The 14,125-nt window shown below is 45.5% G+C and carries 18 protein-coding genes; 9 read left to right on the top strand and 9 right to left on the bottom strand.

From position 1 onward, the window contains the following. Positions 1 to 10: 10 nt before the first annotated feature. Complete coding sequence (gene rplM, locus JAO78_RS00400; RefSeq protein ID WP_226749376.1) at positions 11 to 439, bottom strand: 50S ribosomal protein L13; 429 nt, start codon at positions 437 to 439, stop codon at positions 11 to 13. Positions 440 to 642: 203 nt separating this feature from the next. Next, the gene (gene zapE, locus JAO78_RS00395) at positions 643 to 1,734 is read right to left on the bottom strand and encodes a cell division protein ZapE (RefSeq protein ID WP_226749375.1); all 1,092 of its coding nucleotides are present in this window, start codon (positions 1,732 to 1,734) and stop codon (positions 643 to 645) included. 123 nt (positions 1,735 to 1,857) lie between these two features. Between zapE and JAO78_RS00390 the strand changes: the two genes are divergently transcribed. From JAO78_RS00390 to JAO78_RS00380, 3 genes are all read left to right on the top strand, one after another. Continuing rightward, positions 1,858 to 2,298, top strand: a complete 441-nt coding sequence (locus JAO78_RS00390) for a Z-ring associated ZapG family protein (RefSeq protein ID WP_226749374.1) — start codon at positions 1,858 to 1,860, stop codon at positions 2,296 to 2,298. Positions 2,299 to 2,387: 89 nt separating this feature from the next. Continuing rightward, positions 2,388 to 3,740, top strand: a complete 1,353-nt coding sequence (locus JAO78_RS00385; protein WP_226749373.1) for a Do family serine endopeptidase — start codon at positions 2,388 to 2,390, stop codon at positions 3,738 to 3,740. Between the two features lie 93 nt (positions 3,741 to 3,833). Beyond that, the gene (locus JAO78_RS00380; protein ID WP_226749372.1) at positions 3,834 to 4,919 is read left to right on the top strand and encodes a trypsin-like peptidase domain-containing protein; all 1,086 of its coding nucleotides are present in this window, start codon (positions 3,834 to 3,836) and stop codon (positions 4,917 to 4,919) included. Between the two features lie 90 nt (positions 4,920 to 5,009). Here JAO78_RS00380 and murA read toward each other — a convergent pair whose 3' ends face one another. The 7 genes from murA to mlaF are packed head-to-tail and all read right to left on the bottom strand — an operon-like array spanning position 5,010 to position 9,554. Continuing rightward, positions 5,010 to 6,266: a UDP-N-acetylglucosamine 1-carboxyvinyltransferase gene (murA, locus tag JAO78_RS00375; RefSeq protein WP_226749371.1), complete on the bottom strand. Its 1,257-nt coding sequence runs from the start codon at positions 6,264 to 6,266 to the stop codon at positions 5,010 to 5,012. 8 nt (positions 6,267 to 6,274) lie between these two features. Beyond that, positions 6,275 to 6,532 carry a BolA family protein gene (locus JAO78_RS00370; protein ID WP_226749370.1) on the bottom strand — a complete coding sequence of 86 codons (258 nt, stop codon included), beginning with the start codon at positions 6,530 to 6,532 and terminating at the stop codon, positions 6,275 to 6,277. Positions 6,533 to 6,541: 9 nt separating this feature from the next. Beyond that, positions 6,542 to 6,835, bottom strand: coding sequence for an STAS domain-containing protein (locus tag JAO78_RS00365; RefSeq protein ID WP_226749369.1), 294 nt, complete (start codon positions 6,833 to 6,835; stop codon positions 6,542 to 6,544). 3 nt (positions 6,836 to 6,838) lie between these two features. After that, the gene (locus tag JAO78_RS00360; protein ID WP_226749368.1) at positions 6,839 to 7,504 is read right to left on the bottom strand and encodes an ABC transporter substrate-binding protein; all 666 of its coding nucleotides are present in this window, start codon (positions 7,502 to 7,504) and stop codon (positions 6,839 to 6,841) included. Next, positions 7,504 to 7,968 carry an outer membrane lipid asymmetry maintenance protein MlaD gene (gene mlaD, locus JAO78_RS00355; protein WP_226749367.1) on the bottom strand — a complete coding sequence of 155 codons (465 nt, stop codon included), beginning with the start codon at positions 7,966 to 7,968 and terminating at the stop codon, positions 7,504 to 7,506. Before mlaD ends, JAO78_RS00360 begins: the two co-directional genes overlap by 1 nt. Positions 7,969 to 7,971: 3 nt before the next feature. After that, positions 7,972 to 8,754 (bottom strand): lipid asymmetry maintenance ABC transporter permease subunit MlaE, encoded by a 783-nt coding sequence (gene mlaE / locus JAO78_RS00350; RefSeq protein WP_226749366.1) that lies wholly within the window; start codon positions 8,752 to 8,754, stop codon positions 7,972 to 7,974. Continuing rightward, on the bottom strand, positions 8,751 to 9,554 hold the full coding sequence (mlaF, locus tag JAO78_RS00345) for a phospholipid ABC transporter ATP-binding protein MlaF (RefSeq protein WP_226749365.1): 804 nt from the start codon (positions 9,552 to 9,554) through the stop codon (positions 8,751 to 8,753). Before mlaF ends, mlaE begins: the two co-directional genes overlap by 4 nt. 299 nt (positions 9,555 to 9,853) lie before the next feature. Here mlaF and JAO78_RS00340 point away from each other — a divergent pair, with 299 nt between their 5' ends. From JAO78_RS00340 to lptB, 6 genes are read left to right on the top strand one after another with little or no spacing between them, the layout of a single operon-like run. Further along, positions 9,854 to 10,819 carry a calcium/sodium antiporter gene (locus tag JAO78_RS00340; RefSeq protein WP_500786066.1) on the top strand — a complete coding sequence of 322 codons (966 nt, stop codon included), beginning with the start codon at positions 9,854 to 9,856 and terminating at the stop codon, positions 10,817 to 10,819. Between the two features lie 8 nt (positions 10,820 to 10,827). Beyond that, positions 10,828 to 11,799: a KpsF/GutQ family sugar-phosphate isomerase gene (locus JAO78_RS00335; RefSeq protein WP_226749363.1), complete on the top strand. Its 972-nt coding sequence runs from the start codon at positions 10,828 to 10,830 to the stop codon at positions 11,797 to 11,799. A 1-nt stretch (position 11,800) separates the two neighbouring features. Next, entirely contained in the window at positions 11,801 to 12,355 is a 555-nt protein-coding gene (gene kdsC / locus JAO78_RS00330; RefSeq protein ID WP_226749362.1) for a 3-deoxy-manno-octulosonate-8-phosphatase KdsC, read from the top strand. Continuing rightward, complete coding sequence (gene lptC / locus JAO78_RS00325; protein WP_226749361.1) at positions 12,352 to 12,906, top strand: LPS export ABC transporter periplasmic protein LptC; 555 nt, start codon at positions 12,352 to 12,354, stop codon at positions 12,904 to 12,906. Before kdsC ends, lptC begins: the two co-directional genes overlap by 4 nt. Beyond that, a complete protein-coding gene (gene lptA, locus JAO78_RS00320) occupies positions 12,896 to 13,387 on the top strand; it encodes a lipopolysaccharide transport periplasmic protein LptA (RefSeq protein ID WP_226749360.1) in 492 nt (163 codons plus the stop codon). Before lptC ends, lptA begins: the two co-directional genes overlap by 11 nt. Then, positions 13,384 to 14,106: an LPS export ABC transporter ATP-binding protein gene (lptB, locus tag JAO78_RS00315; RefSeq protein WP_226749359.1), complete on the top strand. Its 723-nt coding sequence runs from the start codon at positions 13,384 to 13,386 to the stop codon at positions 14,104 to 14,106. The genes lptA and lptB overlap by 4 nt, the downstream gene beginning before the upstream one ends. The last annotated feature ends 19 nt before the right edge of the window (positions 14,107 to 14,125 follow it).

Below are 14,125 nucleotides of genomic sequence, written 5' to 3'. Positions count from 1 at the left end.
TATGCTCCGATTAAATATCTAAAATTTGCGGTTGCTGAGCCGAATGTTGATGCTCTGCGCCAGCGTAAACTTTTAACTTACGGAACATAGCGCGACCTAATGGGCCTTTTGGCAACATGCCTTTGATAGCAGTTTCCAAAACCATTTCTGGTTTCTTAGCAATCAATTTCTCGAAACTGATTTCCTTGATACCACCTGGGAAACCTGTGTGCGAGTAATATGTTTTTGCCTTAGCTTTATTACCAGTTACCACGACTTTCTCAGCATTAACAACGATGATGTAATCACCGGTATCAACGTGTGGCGTATATTCTGGCTTATGCTTACCACGTAAACGCGATGCGATTTCAGTTGCGATACGACCTAAAGTTTTGCCGTTTGCATCAACAACGTACCAGTCGCGGGTTACGCTTTCTGGTTTTGCAGTAAAAGTTTTCATCTAAACCTATTCCAAAAATAACTTAAGTTACACCTGACACTGTGCAGGGCTGATGCAGCAATGTCGTTATCGCACCCCTTCGAATGCAAAAACCGCCGGGCTAACGGCAGTATGAGGCTGTAACGTCGGCCGGGCGCGGATTATATATTAAACAATCTTAAAAATCAGCATTCATTTGCAAAAAAATTAACGGTTCAGCACATTTAAGGTAAATGCTCACTGGCCAGATAATCGTGTGACTGCATTTCCTGCAAACGACTTAAGCAGCGCTTAAATTCAAAGCTAAGTAAACCGCCCTGATAAAGCTGTTCTAACGGCACTGTCGCAGAGATAATCAGCTTTACGTGCCGCTCATAAAACTCATCAACCAATGCTAAAAAGCGCCGAGCGACATCATCATTTTGTTGTCCCATCGCCGTTACACCCGACAACAATACCGTATGATACAACCGGCTTAACTCGATGTAATCGTATTGACTGCGCGCCGTTTCGCATAACTCATTAAAGCTAAACCACACGATACCATCGGCTTCGGCCCGCGTGGTTAATAAACGGTTGGCGACTTCAATTTTTACCGCTTGCTGACGAGGCTCAACCGATAACGCATGAAAATACTGCTGTAAATTAATGTCAGCTTGCTCATCTAGCGGATAATGATAAATCTCGGCCATTTCTAAAGTGCGTAGACGATAATCAATGCCACTGTCGACATTGACAATTTTAGTGTAGCGCTTGATAAGTTCAATTGCAGGTAAAAAGCGTTCTCGCTGCAAACCATTGCGATATAAACCGTCTGGCTCGATATTTGACGTGGCCACTAAGGTAATGCCGCGCGCAAACAAGGCTTGCATTAAGGTGCCTAGAATCATCGCATCGGTAATGTCCGAAACAAAGAATTCATCAAAGCAAATAATATCGGTTTCCGCTTTAAAACGATCTGCAACCTTTTCGAGCGGATCGCTCACCCCTTTTAATGACTTTAATTCATCATGCACTCGGTGCATAAAGCGGTGGAAATGCACACGCATTTTGCGTTGTGTCGGTAAACATTCAAAGAACGTATCGACCAAATAGGTCTTACCGCGGCCCACGCCTCCCCAGAAATACAAACCGAGTAAAGGGCTATCGCTCTGCGTTTTTCCGGTCAATTTTTGCCAAAAACTCTGTTTTGCCGACGGGCGACTGATAAAATCATCAAACAATCGCTGTAGTTGCTTAACCGCATTTTCTTGAGCAGCATCAAGATGAAAATCAGGGCGTAACAGATCTTGTTGATATTTTTCTAGTGGCGTCATGGTCTTTAACTTGAAAGTAGCGAAAAGAAACCTTAAATATGAGGCATAATAGTAACATGCCTTACCACCTTGTATAAGAAGTTAGGGTACACTAAGTAAAGTATTTCATCGTTAGGAGTAAGCATGGACTATACATCGGTTTTAATTGGGCTGGTTGTCGGTTTATTAATTGGTGCGGCCATTAGCCGGATCATTAGCCTGAAACAATTTGGCCAACACAAGCTGCAACAAGAATTAGACGAAAGCCGCAAACAACTGACACAGTATCGCAAAGATGTCTCAGAACATCTGGAGACAACCAATCAGTTAATGAGCCAGCTGCAGGATAATTATTCACGCATTGCGCGTCATGTGCAGCAATCGAAAATGCAACTGGTTGAGCAGCCGACCAGCCCAAGCGATGAAGTGAATTATTTTGCTGCGGATACCACATTACATATTAAACAATCGTTACATCAACTGAATGAGCGTCGCAGAGAACACTCAGAAATTGGTGAGCAACCGCGTGATTACTCTGGTCAAGCCAGCGGCTTGATTAAAGAGCGGCCAAGTAAAGGCGAATAGAAAACTTTTACCGTTAGTGCGCGACTGCTCAGAACTTTTTTGAGGTGCGATGCTCTTAGTGACACTGTCATATAAGGAGACATTACGCGATGAACCAGAAATTTTCTTTGCTTAGCGCTGCCGTGTTAGCAGCCATGTTGTTGGCTCCTGCATCCCCAGCACAAGCCAGCTTACCGTTTTTCGGAAAAGAAGAGCAGCAAATGCCTTCGCTGGCGCCGATGCTTGAACAAGCCACACCCGCTGTCGTCTATGTTTCTGTTGCGGGTAGCCGTGAAGTACGCCAGCGTATGCCTGAAGCTTTTCAATACTTTTTCGGCCAGCGCGGCCAAGGTGAAATGCGCCGTGAGCAACCCTTCCGTGGTTTGGGTTCAGGTGTCATTATTGATGCCAAAAAAGGCTATATCGTCACCAATAACCATGTTGTGCAAGATGCTTCTGAAATTCAAATTCGTTTAAAAGATGGCCGTACCTTTACCGCAAAAAAACTGGGTTCCGATCCAGAAAGCGACATCGCTTTATTGCAAATTGAAGCCGATAACCTGGTTGAGTTACCTCTAGCAGATTCTGACAAACTGCGGGTGGGTGATTATGCGATTGCCATTGGTAACCCCTTTGGTTTAGAACAAACCGTCACCTCCGGCATTATTAGCTCACTCAGCCGCAGTGGCTTAAATGAAGGCTTTGAAGATTTTATCCAAACTGATGCCGCCATTAACAGCGGTAACTCGGGTGGCGCTTTAGTGAACTTACGGGGCGAACTGATCGGCATTAACACGGCTATTTTAGGACCTAATGGCGGTAATGTCGGCATCGGCTTTGCTATCCCCGCCAATATGATGAAAAACTTGGTTGAGCAAATTGTTGAATTTGGTGAAATTCGCCGTGGTAGCTTGGGTATTCGCGGTAATGATGTTAATTCTGAGTTGACTAAAGCATTAAACCTGAATGTCAGTCGCGGCGCCTTTGTCGGCGAAGTGCTGCCAGACAGCGCCGCAGCGAAAAGTGGTTTGAAATCAGGTGATGTGATTGTCAGTATGAACGGCAATCGTATCCACAGCTTCAATGAATTACGTGCCAAGGTCGCCACGCTGGGTTCAGGCCGTGAAGCCATTTTAGGCGTACTGCGTGACGGTAAAGAGCGCGACATTAAAGTCGTACTGCAAGAGACCACCAGTGGCCAGGTTGCGGCGACACAATTGCACCCTATGCTACAAGGTGCAACCTTAAATAATGCTGACAAAGGCGTGGAAGTTAGTAGCGTGGAAGCGGAATCACCCGCGGCACAAATTGGCTTACGCCAAGGCGATATTATTACTGGGGTTAACCGTCAACGTGTGAACAACCTTGCCGAGTTACGTCGGTTATTAGAAAAACGCGATGGTGGCGTTGCCGCGCTGTATATCCAACGTGGTAATGATCAACTGTATATCTTGATCCGTTAAGCGCTTAATTTAGGCAGGTGGTAGCTGAACGCTACTGCCTGTGCTAAAAAAATGCTATGCTAAACTTATTCATCTTTAGGCAGAAGCGACATTGTGCGCAACCTTTTGTTATTTATTTTAAAAAGTAGCGCATACGGCTTAGCGCTCGCCTTTATTCTTATCCTGTTTTTCCCCAACATCGCTCGGGTTGACTTGTCTTTATGGCAAGCACCTCGTGCCGAGCAAAATACCGCGCCGGTTTCTTATAACCATGCGGTACGACGTGCTGCGCCAGCGGTGGTGAATGTCTATACACGCAGTCGAATTGTCGATCCCCGCTCATTACAACCTCGCACCATTGAACGGCAAGAGTTAGGTTCAGGTGTCATTATGTCGGCGCAAGGCTATATTCTGACTAATTATCATGTGGTGTATGGTGCCGATCACATTGAAGTGGCTTTGCAAGACGGTCGCTGGCTAGAAGCCGTGTTAATCGGTCAAGATGAAGTGTCTGATTTAGCCGTGCTTTATGTACAAGCCGACAATTTACCGGTGATCCCGCAAGATCCTAATATCGAACCACAAGTTGGCGATTTGGTACTAGCTATCGGTAACCCACTTAATTTAGGTCAAACCATCACGCAAGGTATTATCAGTGCTAATGGCAACCATGGCTTAAGCTCTCGAGGCTATCCTGACTTTATGCGAATGGATGCCGCCATTAATAAAGGCAATTCGGGCGGTGCACTGGTAAACAGTAATGGCACCTTGGTTGGCATTAATGCTGCCGCATTCCAAGTACAAAATCAGGATATCCAAGGTATTTTCTTCGCCGTGCCCTATCAACTCGCCCGTATTATTATGGAAAAGCTCATTAAACATGGCCGAGTTACACGCAGTTATTTGGGCGTTGCCGGTCAAGCTGTAATCAACGCTGCGGGTGATCCTTTATTTTCATCTGGCCAAGCGCTGTATGGTTTGCGCTTAAGTGAAGTCACCAGTAATGGCCCTGCGGCAATGGCTGGCTTACAAGCCAATGACATTATTTTGGAAATTGCCGGACAACACTTTCAAGATATGCGGCATGCGTTAAACTTTATCGCTGAAACGCCCCCCGATACCGAGTTACAAATCACCATCGACCGTAACGGTGAGCGTATGGTGATCCCAACTATCGTTAGGGAACAGCCGCGCCGATAAATTCGCACATAAGATGCATCAGCTGATTTAATCAGTTTTAAGCAATAAAAAAACCGCATTTCTGCGGTTTTTTTATTTATAAGCAAAGGCTTAACCGTTTACTCGCTCAATGTGCGCACCTAAGCCTTGTAGTTTATGTTCGATTTGCTCATAACCACGGTCGATATGGTAAATGCGATCCACCACTGTGGTGCCTTTAGCCACTAAACCCGCAATCACTAAGCTTGCCGAAGCGCGTAAGTCGGTTGCCATTACCTGAGCTGCAGTTAACGATGGGCTGTGCTGACAAACTGCTGTATTTCCTTCTAAGCGGATTTTCGCGCCCATACGTTGTAATTCAGGTACATGCATAAAGCGATTTTCGAAAATCGTTTCAGTGACGACGCCAACACCTTCAGCTACCACGTTTAACACCGTAAACTGGGCTTGCATATCTGTTGGAAAGCCTGGGTGAGGCACCGTTTTAACATCTACCGACGTTAACTTTCTTCCGGTCATGTTTAAACGGATCCAATCAGCACCCGTTGTCACTTCAGCACCGGCTTCACGTAATTTTTCTAGCACAACTTCTAGATCGCTTGGTGCAGCTTTTAAACAGGTAATATCGCCACCGGTTACCGCCGCTGCTACTAAAAAGGTGCCTGTCTCAATACGATCTGGCAGAACACGGTGCTCCCCCCCCTGTAACGCAGGCATGCCGTCAATCACTAAGGTGTCTGTACCAGCACCGCTAATTTTCGCACCTAGGGTATTGAGATAATTCGCTAAATCAACAATCTCTGGTTCACGAGCCGCGTTTTCAATGACCGTACGACCATCGGCTAAGGTCGCCGCCATCATCAAGTTCTCGGTGCCTGTCACACTGACCATATCCATCACTAAGTGCGCGCCTTTTAAGCGCTTAGCCTGCGCTTTTATGTAGCCGTTTTCAACCGTGATCTCTGCGCCCATTTTACGCAAACCGTCGATGTGTAAATTGACGGGTCTAGCACCGATAGCACAGCCACCGGGCAAAGAAACCTCGGCTTGACCAAAGCGAGCCAATAAAGGGCCTAGCGCTAAAATAGAGGCACGCATGGTTTTCACCAAGTCGTACGGAGCAAATTGATTACTAATTTGGCTGGCATCAACAATTACGACATCCGCATCACACTCAACCTTGGCGCCAAATAGCTGCAACAGCTTAAATGTCGTTTCGATATCTTTGAGTTTGGGTACATTGCGAATGGTGGTTGGTTGCTCAGCTAATAAGCTTGCAAACAGAATAGGCAGGGCGGCATTTTTTGCGCCCGATATCACGACTTCACCTTGTAGTGGCCCGTTGGCAGTAACTAAAAACTGTTGCATAGTGGATCTCAGAGCGGAGGGTTTAAAAGTTTTTCTCTGCGCCACTGCTGCGGCGTAAAGGCCTTAATACTTACTGCATGCATACTGCCATCAGCAATCGCTGCCATTAACGGGCTGTAGACAAGCTGCTGTTGTTTAACGCGGCTTAAGCCTTCAAAACAATCACCTACGGCAGTGACTGCGTAATGTGAGCCGTCAGCTTTAACATAAACTTCTGCTAATTGCAGATGTTCTTTTAACAGTTGCTCTATCTGAGCAATTTCCATAACTACACCTTAATTGGTTATAGGCAAAATGTCGGTCACCGCACTTACTTTAGCAAGTGAAAGTAGCTGTGCCGGCACCTTGATAATTTCAATTTTTATTTTCAACGTCTTGGCGCGTGCAATCTGCTGGATCAGCCAAGCCAACCCTGCCGAGTCTACATTGGTTAACGCCGAGAAATCAAAGATTACCTCACCCTGCAACTTATTTAACAACGTGAAGGGTGAATGCATCATTAACGTATCGCGATCGAGTTCGCCACTAAAAAACAGCGTTTGATCGGTTTGGCTGATTGCTAATGCCACCTGTTACTCCGAAGTGCTTGCACTATCATCGTTGGCTAACTTAACCGGCTCTTTAGATTTTTCTTTCAGCAACTCAGTCACACTGGCCAAACCTTGCTGTCTGATCAAGTTATTTAATTCAGCGCGTTTGCTATCGAGTAAAGAAATACCTTCGGCGATTAAATCGATCACCAACCACGTTTCCGCATTGCGTGGACGGCGTAATTTAAAATCAATAACGATGTCAGGTTTGCCAGGATCCATCACCCGAGTACGAATAGTGATAATACTTTGATTACCAATCACTTTAGATGGCTCAATCATCACTTTTTGTTCTTTGTAATAGGTTAAAGCTCCAGCGTAAGAACCAATCATATATTGTTCAAAGGCTTTCACAAAATCATCAAAGGCTTTTGGATCTTTACGAATATCAACGGTACGGCCAACGACGATCGCCGCAGCATAACGGCTATCAATATAAGGTAATAATTCTTCTTGCACTATCACCCGCAAATGTTCTAAATCTTGGTTAATGATCGGCTGATCTGTTTTCACCCGATTAAAGGTTTTGTCTGCAACCACTTCGATCATTTTGTAAGGATCGGTATAAGTTTCGGTAGCTAGCGCAGGTAAGACTAAACCTGCAGTTAATAGCAAAGACACACTCACCTTTTGCAATAAAGCTCTCATTAATTCCCCCGATTGAATAAAAACTGCCCAATTAACTCTTCGAGCACGATAGCTGAACGCGTGTCTTCAATGGTATCACCGTTACCTAACATCAATACGGTGTCATCGACAAACCCTGGTAACAAGCCAACATATTGTTCACCTAATAAGCCTGAGGTTAAAATCGCCACTGAACTCGTTTCAGGAAAGTTACTGTACTCAGCGTTAATTTCTAACTTAACCACTGGCGTGTAGCTGACGCGATCTAATTCAATTGAGCCAACACGGCCAACAATCACGCCACCCACCTTAATGGGTGAACGCACTTTTAAACCGCCAATATTGTCAAACTTGGCATACAAGGTGTAAGTTTGCGAAGCACCACCAAAACCGGTATCAGCTACTTTTAAGGCCAACATTAAAAAGGCCGCACAAGCCAAGACAATAAAGCCGCCAACTAAAATTTCAATTTTACGCGTGGTCATTTTTTATCCACCAAACATTAATGCAGTTAATATAAAATCAAAGCCTAAAACAGCCAATGATGCCGTGACTACCGTTTGAGTGGTGGCACGGCTAATACCTTCCGAGGTCGGGATGGCATCAAAACCTTTGTGTAATGCAATCCAGATCACCACGAGTGCAAACACTGCACTTTTTATTACACCATTTAACACATCCTGATACAGGTCAACGTTAGCTTGCATAGCAGACCAATAGCTACCTGCATCGACACCTAACCATTCTACACCAACCAAATGGCCACCTAATATGCCTACAGCATTAAATATCAATGCCAGTAATGGCATGGCAACCACCCCCGCCCAAAAGCGTGGAGCTATAATACGACGCAGCGGATCAACTGCCATCATTTCCATACCGGATAATTGCTCTGTCGCTTTCATTAAGCCAATTTCTGCGGTAAGCGCGCTACCGGCCCGACCCGCGAATAACAGCGCGGTGACTACCGGGCCTAACTCGCGCAGCAAACTTAGCGAGACTAACGGGCCTAACATGCCCTCTGCGCCAAACTTTACTAAAACGTTATAACCTTGCAGTGACAGCACCATGCCGATAAACAAGCCGGACACGAGGATAATCATCAACGACAACACGCCAATGACATACAATTGTTTGATAAACAACGGGAAGCCTTTACGGAAATCGGGCTTACCCACTATGGCACCAAATAACATGATACCTGCACGACCAAAACCACTGATGGTGCTGAGCGTTTGATGGCCTATTTTTTGTAATCTATTTGCGATCACTTGCCGAGCTCCATTAATTCATCTTCATAAGCTGCAGCTTTATAATGAAAGGGCACTGCCCCGTCTGCATCGCCATTCAAAAATTGCTGCACTAATGGCGATGGATCGGCACGTAATTGCTCTGGCGTACCTTGGCCAATCACGGTTTTATCTGCCACAACATAAACGTAATCGGCGATACTCATGACTTCTTTTACATCATGCGACACCACGATAGACGTTAAACCCAAGGCGTTATTCAGTTCGCGGATCAGCCGCACAATAACACCCATTGAAATAGGGTCTTGCCCCGCAAAAGGCTCATCGTACATGATTAACTCAGGATCTAAAGCGATTGCCCGAGCTAATGCAGCACGTCTTGCCATACCACCGGATAATTCCGCTGGCATCAAATCACGTGCACCGCGTAAACCTACGGCCTCCAGCTTCATTAATACAATTAATCGAATTAACGACTCTGATAAACGGGTGTGTTCACGAAGTGGAAAGGCCACGTTGTCAAAGACCGATAGTTCGGTAAATAGGGCACCGCTTTGAAACAGCATGCTCATCTTTTTACGGGCTTGATATAAAGCTGAACGTGACAATTTAGGGATATTTACGCCATCAAACAGAATATTGCCGCTGTCTGGGATCAATTGACCACCAATGAGTTTTAACAGCGTTGTTTTACCAATGCCGCTAGGCCCCATAATGGCGGTAACTTTTCCCCTGACAAACTGCATAGACATATCGCGGTAGATCACTCGTTCTCCGCGTGAAAAGCTCAGGTTTTGGATATCGACCAACACATCAGACAACGTTATTTCTCCAGTTCTCTTTGCAACCAGTCAGCTCTCGTTAAACGGGCAATCTTGCTAAGGGCGCGCATGTTATATACATTCATAACAGTTTACAATATGAGCAAAGTGGCAAAGTGTGCTTATTGTAAACGCTATGAGAGAGTAAGTCGTGGCAATAATTCGAAACGAACAGCAGGTATTTTCGAATAATGCTTGGCGTAGGTGTTTTTACCGAGGTTTTTTTGCATTTAGCAGCAAGAAACGGGAAAATACCCTTTTTAACTGTTAAGCAGACAACGGACACCATGATATCACCTTTGTTATTAGCCATTATCTTCGTTATCGTCGGACTCGTATTGCTGATTTGGAGTGCTGACCGTTTCGTATTCGGCGCATCATCTGTTGCCCGCAATAGCGGTGTTTCGCCCATGATTATCGGATTAACGATTGTTGCAATGGGTTCATCCGCGCCAGAAATGTTGGTCTCGGCAACAGCCGCAGCACAAGGACGACTCGACACCTCGGTTGGTAACGCTTTAGGTTCCAATATCACAAACATCTTAATGGTCATTGGTGTTATTGCCCTATTCAAACCGATTACGGTTGCCTCATTAACCTTGAAGCGCGAATTTCCGTTAATGCTGTTTTTCACCTTTGTTGGATACTATTTTTTATCAGACCATAACTTAACGCGGGCTGAAGGTATTATCTTGCTTATCGCTTTTTTCAGCTTTATCAGTTTGTTGGTGTACTGGGGTAAGCATGCCAGCCCAACCGATCCGCTTATCAGCGAAATTGAATCAGAAATTCCACCCCCAACCTCTACCCTAAAAGCAGTGTTTTGGGTTATCGCCGGCTTAGTGTTGTTATTAGCCAGCTCTCAGTTATTGGTTCAGGGTGCAGTCACCATTGCCCGTTATGCTGGAATGAGTGATTTAATCATCGGCTTAACAATTATTGCTATCGGCACCAGTTTGCCCGAACTCGCCGCAAGCGTCATAGGCGTAATAAAAGGCGAAGATGATCTGGCGCTGGGCAATATTATCGGCTCAAACATTTTTAACATTTTAGCCGTGTTAGGCTTAGGCGCAGTGATTGGGCCTTCAACACTCGATATTAATGCCGGTACGCGGGATAGCTACGTGATGATCGCGGCGGCATTTGCACTGTTATTAATGTCAATACGTATCGGCAAGCAACAACGTATCAATCGATTAGAAGGTGGCTTGCTTTTAAGCGGCTTTATTGGCTACCAATATTTGTTATTTACTCATTTGGCGTAAACTTGGTTATGACCACAAAGACTTTCCGTGAACAGGCTTTAGCGGTATTACGCATCGAAGCCGAAGCCGTTCGACAACTCGAACAATATCTTAATGATGATTTTGAGCGCGCTTGTCAGCTGGTACTCGATAATAAAGGTAAAGTTATCGTCAGCGGTATTGGTAAATCTGGCCACATTGCCAACAAAATAGCGGCAACCCTCGCCTCTACTGGCTCTCCGGCTTTTTTTGTGCATCCAGGCGAAGCGAGCCATGGTGATTTGGGCATGTTGTCAAAAGACGATATCGTTATCGCCATCTCCAATTCTGGTGAAACAGCCGAATTACTGACCATAGTGCCAATTATCAAACGCATGGGTATTCCACTGATCGCCATGACCGGGAAAGCGGATTCTACGTTAGCGCGCTTGGCCGATATTCACTTATGTGTAGCTGTACCTCAAGAAGCTTGCCCACTTGGCCTAGCGCCCACCGCCAGCACCACGGCGACACTGGCGATGGGTGATGCCTTGGCTGTCGCGGTGTTAGATATTAGAGGCTTTTCAGCCGATGATTTTGCGTTATCACATCCCGGTGGCAGCCTTGGTCGCAAGTTATTGTTGCGCTTAGAAGATTTAATGCATAAAGAAAATTTAGTGCCTATCGTACCGCAAGAGGCCAGCATTAAAGATGCCTTATTAGAGATTTCACGCAAAGGGCTCGGCATGACCACCGTAGTCGATGCACAAGGCCGTTTGGCTGGGCTTTTTACAGACGGTGATTTACGACGTATTCTTGATCAACGTATTGATATTCACAGTACCTCAATTGCCAAGGTGATGACGGTCAATTGCATTACGGTTAAAGCAGAAATGCTTGCCGCAGAAGCGTTGAATATTATGCAGCAACGAAAAATTAATGGCCTGATCATTGTTAACGAGCAGCGCGAGCCAATCGGCGCCATGAATATGCACGACTTACTGCGAGCAGGAGTAATGTAACATGGACTTATATCGCCAGTTGTACCAAGCTATCAGTGATACTAACGCCAGCCGCGCGGCTGATATTAAATTACTTATCTGTGATGTCGATGGCGTATTTTCGGATGGGCGCATTTACTTAGGTAATCAAGGTGAAGAGCTAAAAGCCTTTCATACCCGGGATGGCTATGGCATTAAAGCACTGCGCCAAGCGGGCATAGAAGTAGCCGTGATCACAGGGCGACAATCGGCCATTGTGGAGCAGCGTATGAAATCGCTAACGGTGCCCTATATTTATCAAGGGCAAGAAAATAAAACAGCTGCATTTCAAGCGCTGCTCGCTGAACTGCAATTAGATGCCAGCCAAGTCGCTTACATCGGTGATGATTTGGCCGATTGGCAAGTCATGCAACATTGTGGCTTAGCCGTCGCGGTAAAAGATGCACATCCTTATTTGCAAAAGCACGCCCATTTAGCCACGTCATTACCTGGCGGCTTTGGTGCAGTGCGCGAATTATGCGATCTGTTACTGATTGCGCAACAGCGATTTTTACAATTTGATGGCAGCAGCTCATGAGAAAGTTTTTTGTGCTCATCGTCATGTTACTCGTGATAGTCGCGGGCTACCTGTGGTTGAATCCCAGCGTTGAGCAAGTGGATCTGCAAGTGGATCGAGAATTTCAACCGGATTACATTGCTGAAAATGTTACCTTGCGCATCTACGACAATGAGGGCTATATTGCCGATCACGTGCAGGCGCTGAAATTAGAGCATTTTGAACAGCTCGGCTTTACGCAGTTTGATCAACCGCGCTATACCCTGTTTAATAAAGCACATCAGCCTGCTTGGGAAATCAGTAGCTTACAAGGTGTCTGGTTTCCTGAAGATAAGATTATTTTGGAAAACCAAGTGGTTTTGCAAAACAAACAAACCCTAGGTTTAGTAGAACGCGTTGAAACGGCCTCATTACAACTGATGTTGCCTGAAAAAAGTATTCATACGCATGAAATCGTTCAGATCACCGGCGCCGGTTTTTTCATTAAAGGGCAAGGTATGCATGTCGATTTAACAAAAGAAACCATGCAATTGCAAAAGCATTTAGAGACGGTATATTTCAATGAAAATTAATAGCTTAATGATTGTTTTGGCCTTTTTTTCTGCCGTTAGTTTGGCCGCCGAACCGGATCATAAACAGCCCATCTCGGTCGATGCAGATAAAACCTTAGCCTCATTAATTGACAGCATTGCCAGTTATGCCGATAACGTTGTCGTACGTCAGGGGTCCATGTTGATCAAAGCAGACAAACTTGAAGTCGACGCCAGTGCTGGTAAAGGTAAAGAGGTGTTTATTACAACAGGCTCACCGGCGACCTATTCACAAACACTGCAAGGTGATCGTCCTGTAACCGCTCAAGCGAATGAGATCCGATTTGACCGTGCCAGCCGAATTTTAACGTTATCGGGTAATGCCGAAGTGATGCAAAGCGGTAGCTTAGTACGCGGTGCCGTGATCCGTTACAACATTGAATTACAACAATTAAGTGCTGAAGGTGAGCAAAATCGTCGCGTTACCACGATTTTCACCCCAGAAAACAAGGACAATCCATGAAGTTAGTGGTCTCGCACCTCGCCAAAAGCTATAAAAGCCGGCAGGTAGTGAAAGATGTCAGCTTAGAGGTCAATGCAGGGCAAATCGTCGGTTTATTGGGCCCTAACGGTGCAGGTAAAACGACAACCTTTTACATGATTGTTGGCTTAGTTCCCTCGGATAAAGGCACCATTACCCTCAACGAGCAAGATATTACTTTTGCTCCGATCCACCAACGTGCCCGCGCCGGCATTGGTTATTTACCGCAAGAAAGCTCGATTTTTCGTAAATTGACTGTGCATGAAAACTTATTGGCCATTTTGCAAACCCGCAAAGATTTAAGCACGCAACGCCGCGCTGAAATTGCCGATGATTTATTAGAAGAATTTCATATCGGCCATATCCGCAACAGTTTAGGGATGGCGTTATCTGGTGGCGAGCGTCGTCGGGTTGAGATCGCGCGAGCATTAGCCGCTGATCCCGCTTTTATTTTATTAGACGAACCGTTCGCTGGCGTTGACCCGATTTCAGTACTTGATATCAAAAAAATCATTCAACACCTCGCCCAACGTGGCATTGGTGTTCTCATTACTGACCATAATGTGCGTGAAACGTTAGATGTTTGTGAAATCGCTTATATTGTCAGTCATGGCGAACTGATTGCAGCCGGTTCTCCGCAAGATGTTCTAGCAAATCAGCAGGTGCGTGATGTATACCTAGGTGAGCAATTCAGGCTATAGTAAAGAAGATAGAACGCAA

This window comes from Alishewanella maricola (genome assembly GCF_016343785.1).
Lineage (GTDB): Bacteria > Pseudomonadota > Gammaproteobacteria > Enterobacterales > Alteromonadaceae > Alishewanella > Alishewanella maricola.
Note: the sequence above shows the minus strand (reverse complement) of the source record. Positions and strands in the feature narration are given on the sequence as shown.